General features: G+C 69.5%; 13 protein-coding genes. 2 read left to right on the top strand and 11 right to left on the bottom strand.

The genetic code is table 11. The features are described from left to right. Window positions 1-162: 162 nt before the first annotated feature. The 9 genes from CA833_RS11010 to CA833_RS10970 form a co-directional block, all read right to left on the bottom strand. Window positions 163-2,862, bottom strand: a complete 2,700-nt coding sequence (locus tag CA833_RS11010) for a hypothetical protein (RefSeq protein WP_207078049.1) — start codon at window positions 2,860-2,862, stop codon at window positions 163-165. Between the two features lie 568 nt (window positions 2,863-3,430). After that, window positions 3,431-4,366 (bottom strand): hypothetical protein, encoded by a 936-nt coding sequence (locus tag CA833_RS11005; RefSeq protein WP_242526039.1) that lies wholly within the window; start codon window positions 4,364-4,366, stop codon window positions 3,431-3,433. A gap of 149 nt (window positions 4,367-4,515) precedes the next feature. Beyond that, window positions 4,516-5,055, bottom strand: a complete 540-nt coding sequence (locus tag CA833_RS11000; protein WP_207078048.1) for a DUF4402 domain-containing protein — start codon at window positions 5,053-5,055, stop codon at window positions 4,516-4,518. 131 nt (window positions 5,056-5,186) lie between these two features. Continuing rightward, window positions 5,187-5,684, bottom strand: a complete 498-nt coding sequence (locus CA833_RS10995; protein ID WP_142635341.1) for a DUF4402 domain-containing protein — start codon at window positions 5,682-5,684, stop codon at window positions 5,187-5,189. Window positions 5,685-5,910: 226 nt separating this feature from the next. After that, window positions 5,911-6,522, bottom strand: a complete 612-nt coding sequence (locus CA833_RS10990; protein WP_207078047.1) for a DUF4402 domain-containing protein — start codon at window positions 6,520-6,522, stop codon at window positions 5,911-5,913. Between the two features lie 295 nt (window positions 6,523-6,817). After that, window positions 6,818-7,426 carry a DUF4402 domain-containing protein gene (locus CA833_RS10985; RefSeq protein ID WP_207078046.1) on the bottom strand — a complete coding sequence of 203 codons (609 nt, stop codon included), beginning with the start codon at window positions 7,424-7,426 and terminating at the stop codon, window positions 6,818-6,820. Between the two features lie 66 nt (window positions 7,427-7,492). Next, the gene (locus CA833_RS10980; RefSeq protein ID WP_207078045.1) at window positions 7,493-8,755 is read right to left on the bottom strand and encodes an MFS transporter; all 1,263 of its coding nucleotides are present in this window, start codon (window positions 8,753-8,755) and stop codon (window positions 7,493-7,495) included. A gap of 1 nt (window position 8,756) precedes the next feature. Continuing rightward, the gene (locus tag CA833_RS10975) at window positions 8,757-9,626 is read right to left on the bottom strand and encodes an alpha/beta fold hydrolase (RefSeq protein WP_207078044.1); all 870 of its coding nucleotides are present in this window, start codon (window positions 9,624-9,626) and stop codon (window positions 8,757-8,759) included. A 164-nt stretch (window positions 9,627-9,790) separates the two neighbouring features. Continuing rightward, on the bottom strand, window positions 9,791-12,193 hold the full coding sequence (locus CA833_RS10970; protein ID WP_207078043.1) for a TonB-dependent receptor: 2,403 nt from the start codon (window positions 12,191-12,193) through the stop codon (window positions 9,791-9,793). A gap of 199 nt (window positions 12,194-12,392) precedes the next feature. Between CA833_RS10970 and CA833_RS10965 the strand changes: the two genes are divergently transcribed. Together CA833_RS10965 and CA833_RS10960 are read left to right on the top strand one after the other, a co-directional pair. Further along, window positions 12,393-12,980, top strand: coding sequence for a TetR/AcrR family transcriptional regulator (locus tag CA833_RS10965; protein ID WP_142637868.1), 588 nt, complete (start codon window positions 12,393-12,395; stop codon window positions 12,978-12,980). A 318-nt stretch (window positions 12,981-13,298) separates the two neighbouring features. Beyond that, window positions 13,299-13,970 carry a L,D-transpeptidase family protein gene (locus CA833_RS10960; protein ID WP_207080057.1) on the top strand — a complete coding sequence of 224 codons (672 nt, stop codon included), beginning with the start codon at window positions 13,299-13,301 and terminating at the stop codon, window positions 13,968-13,970. A 63-nt stretch (window positions 13,971-14,033) separates the two neighbouring features. Here the strand turns inward: CA833_RS10960 and tilS are convergent, their stop codons facing one another. After that, window positions 14,034-15,029, bottom strand: a complete 996-nt coding sequence (tilS, locus tag CA833_RS10955) for a tRNA lysidine(34) synthetase TilS (RefSeq protein WP_207078042.1) — start codon at window positions 15,027-15,029, stop codon at window positions 14,034-14,036. Next, entirely contained in the window at window positions 15,010-16,023 is a 1,014-nt protein-coding gene (locus CA833_RS10950) for a tol-pal system YbgF family protein (protein ID WP_370584500.1), read from the bottom strand. Before CA833_RS10950 ends, tilS begins: the two co-directional genes overlap by 20 nt. Window positions 16,024-16,036 lie beyond the last annotated feature (13 nt).

The following is a 16,036-nucleotide window of genomic DNA, read 5'->3' as shown; positions in this document are numbered from 1 at the left end:
GCGGGTGCAACGCCGATCCTGCCGACGGGCAGGATGGCAGGCAAGCCGGGCGCGGATCGGTGCGGGGATGGAAACGTCGCGGAACATGCGCCCTGCTGTGCCCGCGCCCGCGTGATCGATCAAACGCAATGATCCGGACGGATCGTTGCAAAAATCAGCGCACTACTGCGTACCCACGTAGAGATCACGCGACAGGGTGCTGCCTTGCGGGCCGACTTCGATCAGGGCGTCATCGCCTTGGGCCGAAGCGACAAGCGCAATCTTCAGGCGCGCGGCCTGATCGGGATCGATGGCCAGGCGGTAGCGACCGGGGCGGACCTGTTCGAAAAGATAGAACCCGTCCGCCTCGGTCCGCGCGCTGCCCGCCGCCTTGCCCGCCCCGTCGAGCAGGATCAGGCGCAGCCCCGAGACCCCGCGCGCGCGCGCCTTGCCATCGCCGCCAGGAGCGCTGCGGAAATAGGCGGTGCCGGCGATCTCGCTCATCGCCACGACCGCGAAGTCGGTGCGGTGGACCCGGCCCGGACGCGGCACCAGTTCGATGCCCCGCGTCACCGGGACCAGCGCAATATCGGGCAGCGAGGTCGGATCGACCTGCACGCTGGCCCGCGTGCCGGCCGGCAGACCGGTCAGCAGCACGGTGCCGTCCCGGTCGGTCGCGCCCGTGCCGGTGCCCGAGCCGAAGGCGACTTGCGGCAGCACCTTGTCGCCCGGACCGTAGGCGCCGTTGCCGTCGAGGTCCTCGTAGGCGCGCAGGGCCACCGCGCCCGCCAGCGCCTGCCCCGGCGGGGCGAGGTAGATCCGCTCCGTCAGCGGGTTGCGCCCGAACCCGAAGCCAAGCCGCAGGGCCAGCGAGTGGACCTTGCCGCGCAGGCCGTACGTCCCGTCGAACGCCAGCGTGAAGCGCCGGAAGCGCCGCTCCGCCGACAGGCCGAGCTGGGTATCGCGCTGGTGGAAGGCATGGCTCGCCAGCGCGCGCACCAGCGTGCGGTCATCGAGCGAACGGTCCAGTTCCAGCGACACCGCCTCCAGCCGGGCCACGGGCATCAGGCTGTAGCTGGCCGAGGCCCGCACCTGGGTGCGCGATCCGCTGAGCGTGGCGAGGTCGAACGTGCCGATCAGCTGGTCAAGCCGCCCGCCCCCTGCCCTCGTGGCGGGCTGGTAGCGCGAAAATTCCAGCGCGTTCGACGCCAGCACCCCGGCCACCCGCGCCGATCCGCGCAGCGAGGCGCTGCTCTGCACTTCGCCCGAGCCATATTCGATCCGCCGCGCCCGCGCATGGAGCGGGATCGCCAGCCCGCCCTCGCCCCACGGCCGCAGCGTGGCATTGGCATCGAGTTCGCTCACCCGGCGCAGCGGCTGCCCGTCGAACACCCGCACTTCGTCGAGGAAGTCGCCGCGATATTCGGCGTGGGTGAGGGTGAACGAGGCGCCCGCCACCCGCCCCCCCAGTCCAGCCTCGATGGCACGCCCCGCCTTGCCGCTGCCGCCCGGTACCATGGCCCCGTCCTGCATCGCCAGATCGAGCTTGGCAGCGAGCCCGCCGAGCCCGGTGCGCAGCCCCGCGCTGGCCAGCCAGCGATCGCCCGAATCGCGGTCGAACCAGCCGCCGCCGACCACGCCCGTCACCTGCGAGGTCAGGCCGTAGGCCAGCTGCGCGCTCGCCCGCCAGCGGCCATGGTCTAGCCCCGGAATGAAGCGCGGCGCGGTGATGCCCAGCAGGTTCTCGTCCTTCTGCACCGCGCCGAGGGTATAGACCAGCTGCCCTTTCGACAGCCGCCCGTCGCCCACCGAGATGCGCCGCACTTCCTCGCTGCGCTGGCCCTGCGGGCCGTAGAACACGAGCCGGAACAGGTTCAGCCCGTAATCGACCGGCACTTGCAGGAACTGGTACTGCCCGTTGATCGCCTGGCGTGTCGAACCGGCCAGCACGCCGTTGCGGTAGAGCTCCACCTCGTAGCCATCCGGAAGCGCACCGCGCAGGTCGATCCGGTCAAACACCGATGCCGCCTCGACCGGGGCATTGGTCAGCGTGGCCCCGCGCCCGGCGACCCCGCGCAGCCCGACCGGCAGCGAACTCGTCGCCACATCGCCGAGCGCAAACGCACTGGCATGAAGCGGCCCCAGCAGTTCGCGGTCGGGATCGGTACGGCCCAGCTCGACATGGGCCGCCGTCAGCCCGTCGCGCGTCGAATGGGTGAGGAAGACCTCGGCGCTCATCCAGGCCAGGTCGCCCGCCAGCCTGAGGTCGCTCTCCACCCGCTCGCCCAGCGCGGTATCGGACACCGCCCGCGTCTCGATATCCGCCATCGGCAGCGAGATCGGCAACCACGGCGTCTCCTCGCGCGGGAAACGGTGCTCGGCGGCGATGGCCGAGGCCTGCTCGTTGTCCAGCCGCTCGCGCTCGGCCTCGCGGGTGAGGCGCTGTTCGAAGGGAAACGGCTCCTTGGTGCGGATCGTCACCGACTGGTCGCGCAGGTTCGGCGTCACCGACAGCGGCAGCAGGTCGCCGATGCGCTCGGCGCGCAGGTAGAGTTCACCGTCGAAGGCCTGGGCATCGCCTTTGGCCAGCGCCACGCTCCGGCCGTCCGCCTGCGCCGTGCCTTCGCGCAAGTTGATCGTCAGCTGGCGATCTTCGGAAAGGAACCAGCCATTGGCATAGTGCCCCTCGTCCCCGACCGCGATCGGCAGGTCGAGCGTACGCGCCAGTGCGCCGAGCGGCAGGTAGAGCCCCTCGCGCGTGCCATAGGCGATCACCGTATCCTCGCCGCCGCTGGTGCCCGTGGCGGTGGCGATCCTGACCGCGAGGATCACCTCGTCATCGTACGTGATGACCGGCGCCGCGCCTGCGGGGAACGTCTGCACGGCGCTGGCGGGGGTAAGCTGGGCGGGGGCAAGCTGGGCCGAAACTGCGGGGCCGGACTCTGCGCCGGCGTGGCCAGGCCAAAGCCGGGCACCGGCAGGCGGCGCGCGGCATCCGGCGGGGCGGGCAGTTCCAACCCGGCCAGCGATGCCGGGAGAACCGCAGGCCCCGGCGCCGGCATTTCCTCCGGCACGGGCAGCGCCAGCCGATGCGGCGCCTCTCCTGCCGCTTGCGGATCGCCCGGCGAGGGCCGCAAGCGCGCCGCAAGCGCGACCGGCGCCGCTGAAGCGCGCAAGGCCGCGCGCAGCGGTTGTGGGGGCAGTGGGGGCAGTGGCGGCCTCAGGGCCAGTGGCGCGGCCGTCCGCTCCACCGGTAATCCCGGTAGGGCCAGCATCGCAAAGCCGGGGCGCGGCAAGGCCTGCCGCGCCCGCGCATGGTGCAGGGCAGGATGCCCCTCTTCGCCCGCGGCGGCCGCGGGCAGCAGGGCGTGGTCCCCCCGCGCCAGCAGCGAGGCACCGGCAAGGAACGGTACGAGCCTGGCCGCCCCTGGCAACCCGCTCCGCTCCTGTGTCACGGCACGATGAGATCCCGGCTGGCCAGCACTTTGCCGGGCTCGGCGTCGTCATCGGTGTAGGTAACGGTGAGCTTCGCGCCGCTTGCGAGGAAACGCGGATCGGCGCCGGCATCGAAGGGCACGGTCACCTGCCGCGCGTCGATCTCGGTATAGACGCCCAGCCCCTTGAGCAGGGCCAGCGGCGCCTTGGCCCCCGGCGCGGTCACCGCGATGTCGCCAAAGGCCGAGCGCGTGCCCGCCCGGGTGATCGTCAGTTGCAGCGCCTTGCGCCCGCCCGGCAGCGCCACGATCCGGGGGCTTTCGATCCCCGCCGTCAGCGTGGTCTGGCCGATGCGGACGATCACCGGGATCGAGATGCCGAAACGCGGGACGATGCGCACGCCGATCGCCCCCTGCCTGGCGGCGCCCGCCGCCTGCTCGATCGAGTAGGAGGCATCGGCGGGCGGCACCGCCACGGCGGAAAAGTGCGCGCGGTATTCGCCCGGCGGCGTATCGGGGGCGACCCGCGCCATGATGCGGATGGTCTGCGCCTCGCTGCCGCCCAGCACCACCCGGCGCGGCGACCAGCGCAGCATCGCGGCAGCGCCATGAAGCCGGGCCCGCTCGGCAGGAGCCACCGCCTCGGCATCGAGCAGCCGGCCGTCGCCGGTCATCACCTTGTCGGCAATGGCGATATCGTACTCGCCGCGCTCGATGCTGCGGTTGTAGAGCCCGACCGAGGCGATGCGCGTACGCTCGTCGATCACCACGCGCTTGGGGTAGAGGTTGATGTCTCCCATGCCGCCCACGGCGCCCTCGGGCACCGAAGCGGCGGCCTGGGGCGGCGGCGCCTGCAACGGCTCGTCCTGCGCCACGGCGGCCCCGGCCAGACACAGGCTCGCCAAACCACCGGCGCGCAGCAGCCGCGCACCGCCCCCCACTACCGATACCACGCGCAAGACTGCGACCCCCGAATGTCCTTGATCGGGATTAACCATGCAACTGTCTGGAATCCCAAGCAATGATACTTAGGTATTTAGAGCCCGTCCGGACATTCCCGAAAAGCGAATTTCGCGGGCCGGGGCCGCCCTCAAATAGCCCCTTACAGGTAGTAGACGGTCAGCGGGAAAGTACCGGAATAGTCCCCGGCGGCCTGATTGGCCGACACGTTGAGGGTGCCGCCGACGCTGAGTATGTCGCGGCCCGAAGCGTCGAGCTGGCCGATGCCGATGCCCACCGTGTCGGACGTGAAATTGCTGACCGTCATCGTCGCGCTGCCGGAAGCGATCGTCGCCTGGGCAGGCAGGTCGACGATATAGATGCGGCGAGGCTGGCCGTTGAGCTGGAAGCTGGCCGCCCCGCGCCCGCCGGTTCCCTGCGGCATCGACAGGTTCGCCGCCATGCCGCCGGTGCCGCTGACGGCGCTGGCGGCGCTCACCGTTTCCGTACCCGCACTCGTGGGCCGCGCGAAGCTGCCGAAGCGCAGATAGGCAAGCGGCACGATCTGGGTCGGCGCCACGACTTCCGCCGTGGCCGCGCCTTTTGCCCCGGCCGCCAGTACCTGCCCCAGTCCCTGCCCCGGCAGCGCCGCAAGCAGCATGGCCGCAAGCCCGGCCCCCGCCAGACGCGCGCGGTCAGCCAAGATCGGCCGGTATCGTCTCCTCCCGGTCATCCCTGGTCCTCGTTGCGGGTGCTGGTCATGCGGTGCCTGCCGCCCCCACGGCAGGCACCGGCCGAAGCGGCCCTCGCTGCGAAGGCCCGCTTGCTTCGCGATCAGTTATAGGTGACGGTCGCGTCGTAGCTGCCGGTGTAGCTGCCGGCCGCCGCCGTCGATGCGACGGTCAGCGTGCCGCCCACGGTGAAGCTCGCCGCGCCCGAGGCGCTCAGCGTGCCGCTGGTCGACGAAGGCGTGGTGGTGAAGGCCATCGTGTTGGCACCGCTGGAAACATTGCCGCCGGTGGTCGAGATGGTGAAGGCCCGGCTGGCATCGCCGCCGACGGTGAAGGCGTCCGCGGTATTGGCCGAACCCGCCACGAAGACGACGCCGCCGGTCTTCGAACCGGCGCCAGCCGAGGTCACCACGACCGTACCGCCGGTGCCCGCGGTGAACGAACCGAAGGCCAGGGCCGCACCCGAAGTGTGGGTCAGGGTGATCGGTGCCACCACGGTGGCGGTGGCAGTGCCCTGCGTGGTCGCGGCGAACGCGGAAACCGCAAAGAGCGACGAAGCGGCGGCGACCGCCACGGCGGAAACAAGAGCAAGCTTCTTCATGATTAGTACCCCTCAGAGATGCCCGGCGTCTGCGACCCTCCGGGCGGCACGAAGCTCCCCGTTTCCGCATGTAGTCTCGTCATGCGGCCCCGAATTGGGCACCCCGTGTTAACTAAGGAGTTAGCCTCAGGAATATTACTGAAAACTCACCAAGACTCCGGGTTCATACCAAAGCACGACGGGTCTCATCCTCTTGTCTGATCGAAACCGTCAACTAACCCGCAAGTCACCCATAGACCACGATGACGGGAACTTGCGCCCGGTAGTGGGAAGCCCTGGTGCCGGGCGGGATGTCCAGTTCGCCGCCGATCTCGAATCCGTCGCCGCCGTCCTCGCCCAGCACGCCCTGCCCATCCGATTGCGGCCTGCTGTCGGTGCGTACGGTGAGACTGGATACCGGCAGGCGGGACAACGGCGCGCCGTCCGCCGCGACCGATTGCGCCTCGACGGCATCGGGCAGCAGCACCCGGTAGGCCCGTCCGGGCTCCCCCTCCACCCGCAGCCGCGCCGCATGGGGCATGGCACAAGTCTCCTCCCCGACCGGGCAGGCGAGGCGTGCCGCACCGCCATACCGCGCCTGGGTGCTGCCCGGCACGATCACGAGACTCCCGCCCTCACGGCCGACATCGCCCACCGCGCCAAAATCGAGATCGCTGAGCGAACGAACCGCAAGCGGCGCGACCACGGTCGCGCTGGCGATCCCGCTGGAATAAGCGCCCGCAGGCGCCTCGGCAGCGAGCGCGCAAGCGGGCGCCATCAGCGCCATCCCCACCGCCAACCCCACCGCCTCTGCAGCAAGCAGGCCTCCGGTAACGGGCAAGGCAGGGGAACGGGGCATTGGACACACTCGCGTTCACGATCCGAAGACCGCGGTTTTCCGGAACTCCCCCTTGCCAGCGCATCGTCGCCGGACACCGGGTCAGACGCAGGGCCAGACACCGGGCCAGACGCCGGCCAGACACCGGGATGCACTTCGCTGCGTGCAAACGAGCGAACCGCGCAACGGTTCCGCGCCCGAGCCGTTTCGGAGGCGTCCGGCTTCATTTTAGGAAAAGAATCGCAAGACCGGCCGTCGCCCCAGCTAAGGAAATGTACTGGGTGAATGCACGGGGCGATTGCCCTAGTCGAATATCCTAGTCGACATTCACGAGCGTGGCATCGATCGGCAGCGGCAGGTTCAAGGTGCCGCCGCCATAGCTGCGCGTCAGGTCGATGCGTGCGCCGACCCGGAAGCTGCGCGAACAGACGCGCTGGGTGCAATTCGGGAGAGTGATCTGCAGGACCTGCCCCGGCGCGATCGCGGCATAGCCGGGCAAGTCGGTCTCGAAGGCGGAAAGCCGTCCGGACACCCCGCCGGCGTCGACCGCACCCGGCGCCGAAAGCACCACTTCCAGCGTGACGTCGAGCGGACGGCGGCTTTCGTTGCCGCGGTCGTAGGAGACGGTGAACTGGGCGGGACGGGTAGTGCCGCCGGGCGCGGGCATGACGCCGCTGTCGACCACCGCGCCCGCCGCGGTCACCCTGCGGCTGCCGCTGCCGACCACCACCATGCGCCCGAAATCGAGCCGGGCATCAGCCGTGACGACCGCCCGCGCGGGATCGGCACGGGCGGGCAGCGGGGCCAGCACCAGCACTAGCACCAGCACCAGCACCAGCACCAGCACCAGCACCAGCACCAGCACCAGCACGGGGGCAAGGCCCGCCGCGACGCCTAGCGGCCGCTTTCCGGTAAACTCGGTCAATTGCCAGAACATCCCGGCCCCGACCCTATACCGCCGATCCCGCCTTATCCAGCCCCGGCTTGCCGGTCAGCCCTCCCGCACCCATTCGCGCCGCAGTGCCGGGCCTGCCAGCGCCATCAGCAGCGCCGCCAGAAGATAGAGCGCAAGGCCGATCAGCATCGAATAGCGCAGCGCCTCGCCGCCCCAGACCGGCGCCAGCGCCTTCGACAGCGCGCCCAGCGCATAGATGCCGCCGCCAAGGCCGATGAGGTTGTTGATCAGCAGGAACAGCGCCGAGGCAGTGGCGCGCGCGGCCGGCTCGACCAGGTGCTGGACCGCGCTCGTCACCGGCCCAAGCCAGACATAGGCGAGCGCCTGCGGCAACAGGAACAGCAGGAAGGCGGTCGGCACGCTGTGGGTCCAGATACCGCCTGCGTAGAGCGGCACCGCGATCACGTAGGCGACCGCGGGAACCCAGCCGTAGAAAGCGCGGTCGGCCGAGCCCAGCCGGTCGGCGAGGCGCCCGCCCGCCAGCACGCCCACGGTGCCGCCCATCAGCAGGATCGCGCCGAGGAACCACGAGGTCTCGACTAGATCGAGCCCGAAGCTGCGCTGCAGCAGGCTCGGCATCCAGAACATGATGCCATAGCCGAGCATCGAACTGGAGGCGGCGCCAAACGAAAGCAGCCAGAACGCCTTCTTGCGCGCCAGCGTGGCGGCCACTTCACCGAACCGGACCGTGGGCGCGGCCGTTGCGGGACGGGGCTTGTCGCGCACCACCATGCGGAACGGCACCGCCGCCAGCAGCCCGGCCAGCCCGACGACCACAAAGGCCGCGCGCCAGTCCACCCGCGCGGCGACGTAGCCGCCCGCCAGCACCCCGGTCGCCGCGCCGATGGGAATGCCCAGCGAATAGATCGAGAGCGCAAAGGCGCGCTTCTCGCTGGGGAAATGATCGCCGATCACCGCATAGGAGGGCGCGACCCCGCCCGCCTCGCCCACGCCGACGCCGAGCCGGGCGACAAACAGGTGCCAGAACCCCTGCGCCGCGCCGCATAGCGCGGTGAACAGGCTCCAGACCAGCAGCGAACCGGTGATCACCCAGGAGCGGCTGGTGCGGTCCGCCAGCCAGGCCAGCGGCACCCCGAGCGTCGAATAGAGGATCGCGAAGGCCAGCCCGCCGAGCATGCCCATCTGGGCGTCGTCGAGCCCGAGGTCCTGCTGGATCGGGGCGGCCAGGATCGCCAGGATCTGCCGGTCGACGAAGTTGAAGATATAGACCAGGAGCAGCATCGCCAGAACGAGACCGGGCGATGAGGGCTTGTGCGAATTGACAGCGTTCTGGCTCATGTCAGCCGATATGGTCCTTGAGGAAGGCGAGGATCGCCGCCAGCGCGGGCGTCTCGTCGAGGATCGGGGCGTGGCCGACGCGCGGCACGTCGGCATGGCTGTAGGGCCCGGCGTGGCGCTGCGCCATCTCCCGTTCGGTTTCCCGGCTCAAAAGATCGGAAAGTTCGCCGCGCACCACCAGCACCGGGCGGCCGGCGAGCCCCTCCCACAAGGGCCAGAGATCGGGCGGCACCGTCTGCGGCTCGTCGCCCGCCATGCTCTGGGCGATCGCCGGGTCGTAATCGAGCACCACCCGGCCATCGGCCTGCTCGCGGCAGGTACGCCGGGCAAAGGCCTGCCACTCGCGGCTGCCGTAATCGGGAAAGGCCGGGGCATTCGACGCCCGGCAGCGCGCCGCCGCCTCGGTCCACGAAGCCATCGGCCCGGCCGGTCCGACATAGCCCTGGATCCGCGCGATCCCGGCAGGATCGAGCACCGGGCCGATGTCGTTGAACACGAAACCGCTGGCAAGATCCGGCCGCAGCGCGTTCATCACCATGGCCATGAGCCCGCCCATCGACGTGCCGATCAGGCAGGCCCGGGCGATGCCCAGCCCGTCCAGCAGCGCCAGCATGTCCTGCGCGTAGACATCGGGGCGGTAGCGCGCCGGCTCCGGGTCCCACTGCGACAGGCCGCGCCCGCGCTGGTCGGGCACGACCAGCCGGTAGTCGCCCGCAAGGTGCGCGGCGAGCGGCTCGAAATCGGCGCTGTTGCGGGTGAGGCCATGCATCATCAGCAGCACCGGCGCAGCCGCATCGCGCGCCGGATAGTCCCGCGCGGCCAGATCCAGCCGCCCGCAGGCGCTGCGATAGCGGTGGAGGCGATAGTCCATCTACGAAAGTCCTTCAGGATAGGCCCGACTGCAGTCCCGGCGTGGCGGAATGGCAAGGGTCACCAAGGGGCAAGGGTCACCATGGGCCCCGCTGTCGCCAGCGGGGCCCATGCCCCCTGCCTTGCCCGGGCGCGGGACCGAAGCCGCGGCACCCGGGCGCGCAATCAGAACTTCACCGTGCCCGTCACGAAGACCTGGCGCGGGTTGCCATAGAAGCCGGTCAGCGTGCCCTGCGTGCCCAGCGTCGGGATCGGCTGGCCGGAGGCATTGGTGACGATCGCCCCGGTCGTCGCATCCTGACGGATGTAGCTGTAGCCCGAGGTGATGTACTCCTTGTCGAGGATGTTCTTGCCGTGGACACCCAGGCTCCAGCGGCCATCGGGCGCGGTGTAGACGATGCTGGCGTCCCACAGCGCATAGCCCTTCTGGTCGAGGTAGGGGTTCGGGAACTCGAACTGGTGGACCTTCGAACGGTAGGACACCGTGGTCGAAAGCAGCAGGTCGCCGCCGCCCACCGGGGTATCGTAACCCAGCGTGCCGCTGGCGGTCCACTTCGGGGTGTTCTGGATGTTGCGGTACTTGGCCACGTCCACCGTCTTGCCGGCGATCAGCGTCTCGTACTTGCGGAACTTGGCATCGATGTAGCCGAGCGAACCCGAGAGGGTCAGCTTGTCGCCCGCAGCGGCGATGTCGCGGCCCAGCGTCGCATTGGTTTCCAGTTCAAGACCCTGCAGGCGCGCCTTGCCCGCGTTGGAGACAACGCCGCAGAAGGTCGGCACGCCGCTCACCGTGCAGGCCACCGAGCCGGGGATCTGGATGTCCTTGTAGTCCATCCGGAACGCCGCCGCCGCGACATAGAGCGCGCCGTCCAGCAGGTTGCCCTTGTAGCCCAGTTCGTAGCTGTCCACCGTTTCCGGCTTGAAGCTCAGGTACTGGGCGATCTCGGCATCGCTGGGCACGCCGCTCGCATTGCTGGTCGGCGCATTCTTGCCGGCGCCGCGCGGGTCGAAGCCGCCGCCCTTGAAGCCCTGGCTGTAGCTTGCGTAGATGTTGTGGTCACGGCTGGGCTTGAACGAGATCGAGGCACGGGGCGTGAACTTCTTGTAGACCGCGCTGCCCGAGAAGTTGGTGTCGGTGGCAATCAGCGTGCCGGGGTTCTGGAAACCGGCCGAACCGCCGAAGATGTAGCTCTGCTTGAGGATGTCCGCCTCACGCTTGTCCCAGGTGTAGCGCCCGCCGAGCGAGAGGCTGAACTGGTCGGTGAGGTTGTAGGTGAAGTCGCCAAAGATCGCCCAGGTCTTGGTGTTGACATCGGCCTCGGTATGGCCGGTCAGCATGGGAAGGGCGGTGGCCAGCGTCGTGTAGGTGCGCGAATCGAAGTAGGTGTCGGCGCTGGCGTCGAGCCAGTAGAAACCGACCAGCGCCTGCAGCGGCCCCTTGTCGTAGGCCAGCTGGAATTCCTGGCTGAGCTGCTCGTTGTCGTAGAACGCGGGCACGTCGAGATCGACCGTCGGGCTGGCGTCGAAGTCGATCGGGGTGGCCGAATGGTCCTTGCGCCAGGCGCTGATCGACTTGAAGCTCAGCGCATCGGACAGGTCGACCTTGACGTTCATGGCCAGGCCCCAGGCCTCGACGTCCTGCTTGGGATCGTCGATGCCGCCAGCACTGTCGAACACGTCGGGCAGGATCTCGCTGCCCGCCGCCGAGCCGGCGATCAGGCGGTGGCCGCCGCGCGGGTTGCTGCGATCGCGGGTATAGTCGCCCGAGATGCGGATCGAGACCGGGGCGCCCCGGCCGCCCATCTCCAGGGTGCCGCGCGCGCCCCAGACGTCCTTGTCGTAGTTGTCCTTGCCGGTGGTGATGTTGGTGCCGAAGCCATCGCGCGTGAGCCGCGCCACCGCGGCGCCGAGGCGCACGATGTCCCCGACCGGCGCCGAGGCGGAGACCACGCCGTCAAGCTGGTTGTAGGTGCCATACGTGCCGCGCGCCTTGAGCGCGAAGGTGTCCGGAAGGTCGGCGGTCACGTACTTCACCGCGCCGCCGATGGTGTTGCGGCCATAAAGCGTGCCCTGCGGGCCGCGCAGCACTTCGACGCGCTGGACCTCGTAGATGTCGAGCACCGCCGCCTGCGGGCGGTTGAGGTAGACGTCGTCGAGATAGATGCCGACGCCCTGCTCGAAGCCCGAGACCGGATCCTGCTGGCCGACGCCGCGAATGAAGGCGGAGAGCGTGGAATTGGTCCCGCGCGAAGGCTCCAGCGTGACGTTGGGCGCCATCTGGGCGATGTCGGTGATGTCGAGGGCGCCGCTGCGCGCGAGCTGGTCGCCGCTGAAGCTCGACACCGCGATCGGCACGTCGACCAGGCGTTCCTCGCGGCGGCGGGCGGTGACGATGATCTCGCCCTCGCCCATGGTCGTTACCGGCGCCGCCGCAGGGGCTGCAGGTGCCGCCGCATCATCCTGCGCCAACGCCGGGGCGGTAACCCCGCCCCCCGCCAGAACCGTCGCCAAAGCCAGAATACTCGCACACTTACGGCCGCGCACGCCACCAAATCGCGCCTTTCGCATCGTCCATCACTCCCAAGGATCTTTATCGTTGGAGGCGACATTATCGATACATGAATCAACTTTCAACATTGAACATTTGCCAAGGCGCGACAGGAGGGTTAGCTGTGGCTTCGTGACCACAGATGCCCCCCCTCCCCCGGTCGCCCTTCGCGACGAACAGGCCGCCGATCCGGCCGCGGAACGGATCTCGACAGCCAAGATGCCGCGCACCGAGCGCGGCCGCCGCACCTTGCGCAAGCTGCTGGATGCCGCCGCCATCGAATTCGGCGAGCGCGGCTTTCACGAGGCCTCGATCACCGGGATCACCCAGCGCGCGGGCACGGCGCTCGGCAGTTTCTACACCTACTTCGATTCGAAGGACGAGATCTTCCGGGCGCTGGTCGACGATCTCAGCGGCAAGGTGCGCGGTGCCGCGCGCGAGGCCCTGCGCGAACCGCTGCCGGCGCTGGAGACCGAACGCGCGGCGCTGACCGGGTTCCTCGAATTCGCGCGGGCGCACAAGGAAATCTACCGCATCATCGACGAGTGCGAATTCGTCGACCCCGCCAGCTTCCGGGTCCATTACGAATCGACCGCCCGCCGCATCACCGAGCGCCTCGGCGAAGGCATGCGCAAGGGCGAACTGCGCGAGGGGCTGGGCGAGGCCCATGCCTGGGCGATCATGGGCATGAACGTCTTCCTCGGCCTGCGCTACGCCGTCTGGGCCGAGGACATGACCCCCGAGGCCATTGCCGAACTGGCCAACTCGATCCTGCGCGTCGGCATCGCGGCGCCGGACAAGAGTTGAGCGGGACTGAGCGGGGCTGGGAGACCGTTTGAAAAATGCCCGAGGGGCATTTTTGGGGCGGCACCGGCCCGCTTCCCCATCCTACCACCCGCAGGATACTACCGTTGGGTGGGTAGGGTGGGGGAGCGGGCCGGTGCCGCAAAATTCGCGTTTCGCGAATTTTCAAACGGTCTCTGGGCGATCGCCCACGCCGTTAACGTTTGACCGGAAGAACCGTCCCCGAACGGGACGCCATTCGTTAACGCGCTGGCAAGTATTTCGCGTTCGCGCGATAAGCGGCGGGTGGAAAACATCGTCTCCCCCCGCAAGCGCTCCCCGATGGGGGCCCGGCTCCTGCTCGCATCGGCAGCCCCGGCCCTGGCCGTGATCGCGGGTGTGCTGATGATCGCCGGCCAGCCGGAACTTTCCGCCAATGCCGCCTCGGCCGCCGCCCGGCCCGCCGTGCCGGCCGGGATGGCATCAAAGCCCCGGATTGCGCCTGCCGCGCCCATCGCGCAGGCGCAACCGGCCAAGCCCGCCGACACGGCCTTCACGGTCAAGCGCATCCTGCCGATCGACGGCCCGATCCGGTACGGCGAATGGCACTGGGACGAGACCGGCGTACCCGCAGGTCCGATCGTCATCACCGTCGACCTCGATGCCCGCGTGCTCTCGGTGTTCCGCGGCGGCTACGAGATCGGCGCCACCGCCGTCCTGCTCGGCACCGAGGACACGCCCACCCCGCTCGGCGTCTTCCCGATCACCGAGAAGGACAAGGACCACGTCTCCAACATCTATACCGGGGCACCGATGCCCTACATGCAGCGGCTGACCAACGACGGCATCACCCTGCACGGATCGGAAGTGGCCAAGGGCTACGCCAGCCACGGCTGCGTCGGCATGCCGGACGATTTTGCCGCAAAGCTCTTCGCGGCCACCCGACTGGGCGACAAGGTCTACATCACCCGCGGCAAGCAGGCCGGAATCGGCAGCAACCTCGTCGAGAGCTGAGCCTGGAGGCCGTGAAGGGCCCAACGGCCTGAAATTCCGGTTTCCGAAATTCGGCCCCTCAAATCAGCGCCGGGCCGCGCGCACCGGGGCCCTGGCGAAACTCCACCCCCCGGCATTGGGACGCACCACCAGTTCGCCGATCGAGGCGGGACGCCCTTCCTGGAGCGAATCCAGCAGCCTTGCCACGGCGCTGCCGCGCGGTTCCACGCCGCCGAGTTCGGTGACGCAGCGCGCCAGGACCCGCAGCACCACCGCACGCGGTGCCTGCGGGCGGTAGCGCAGCCCCATCGGTTCCTTCTTCACGCAGGAACGCCATTCGAGCGCAGCCATCCACTCGAGCGCGGCATCCGCATCGGCGAGATGTTCGGCACTGCGCGCCACGGCGACAACGTCCAGCCACTCGGCCCCGGCCAGCGCCTTGCGGATCCGCACGCGGTCGTAACGATCGTCGCGGTTGCTGGGGTCCTGCGCGGCTTCGACACCGGCAGCCTCGACCACTTCGGCCAGTTCCGCGCGGCGCCAGTCCAGCAGCGGGCGCAGCAAGGGAAACGCGGTTTCCGGCACCCTGCCACGGCTCCGCGTGCCCGCCAGCCCGGCGACCCCGCTGCCCCGGTTGAGCCGCATGAGCAGCGTCTCGGCCTGGTCGTCGGCATGGTGCGCGCTCGCCAGCGCGGCGATGCCGCGCTCCGCCATCCATGCCGCCATCGCCGCATACCGCGCCGCCCGCGCCTCGGCCTGGACGTTGCCCGGCGCCACGGTGACGGCGAGCACCGCATGGGGCACGCCGAGGCGCGCGCACAGGCCCGCGACGTCGGCCGCCTCGCGCGCGCTTTCCGCACGCAGGCGGTGGTCGACGGTCGCCGCCTCGACCCGTCCGGGCAAGGCGGCGCTCGCCAGCAGCAGCAGCGCCAGACTGTCCGGCCCGCCCGACACCGCGACGCCAAGCCGCAGCGCGGGATCATGCGTGCCTTCCGGCCAGATCGCCGCCAGCCCCGCGCGGAAGCGGCCGAGCGCTTCCGCCTGCGGGATCAATGCGGGCTCAGGAGCAGGTGAGTCCATTGCGCGTGGAATCGTAGAGGCCCTTGAGGCGGCCCGCCGCCTCGCTCGCGTAAGTCTCGCTGAACTCGGCCAGCACGATGCAGGCACGCTTGGTGTCCTTGATCTGCTTCATCGACACCGCGAGGTAGAGCAGGCTGTCGGGCGCACGATCGCCGCGCTTGTCGGCCTGGTAGTTCTGGACGAACCACTTGGCGGCTTCCAGCGGCTTGCCGTCGTCGAGATAGGCGCGGCCGAGCAGGTTGCGGCCCCAGCTGACGCGGGCGTGCCGGGGATACTTCTCGAGGTAGAGCTTCAGCTGCTGCTGCGCCTCGGGATAGAACTTGGCTTCCCACAGGCGAAACCCATAGGAATATTCGTCATCCGCCGCATCCGCGGTCTGCGGCTTGACCACCGCCTTGACCGCATCGATCCGCGAATCGGAGGGCGCGGCCGGACGCACTTGCGCCGCGGGCTTCAGCGTGGGCTGGCCAGATGCGGGCCCGGAGGCCGGAGTGGCGGCCGGAGTGGTGGCGGGCGCATTCATCGCCGAGAGGTTCGACGAGGAAGCGCTCGGCGCGGCCATGGCGCTGTCCATCGGCGGCGGCACGCTGGCCGCCAGCTTGGCTTCGAGCTGGTTGATGCGGTTGGTGTTCTGCTCCACTTGCGCGGTCAGGCTGCGCATCTGCGTCTCGAGCGCATCCATGCGCACCAGCACGTCGCTCACCGGCGAGGTCGCGGGCTGGCCGAGCGCAGGCGTCGGCACGGCGGCGGGGCCGGTGATTTCCGGCGCAAAATACTTGCCGTCACCGCCCGGGAAAACCTTGCGCTGGAGCGCGCGCACTTCGGATTCGACTTTCTTGAGGCGCGCGTCGGTGCCGGCATCCTGCGCCTGTGCGGGCAGGCTCAGGCCGACCAGCGCCAGCGCGACAGTGCCGGTGGCGGCAAGGCGCATCCGGCGAACGGTAATCAGGGAAAGCGCCTTTGCGGCGCGCTGCGACCCCAGTGAAGAAAACATTGCCTAATCATCT

It is taken from the genome of Novosphingobium sp. KA1, from assembly GCF_017309955.1.
Classification (GTDB): domain Bacteria; phylum Pseudomonadota; class Alphaproteobacteria; order Sphingomonadales; family Sphingomonadaceae; genus Novosphingobium.
This window is presented reverse-complemented; position numbering and strand designations above follow the sequence as displayed.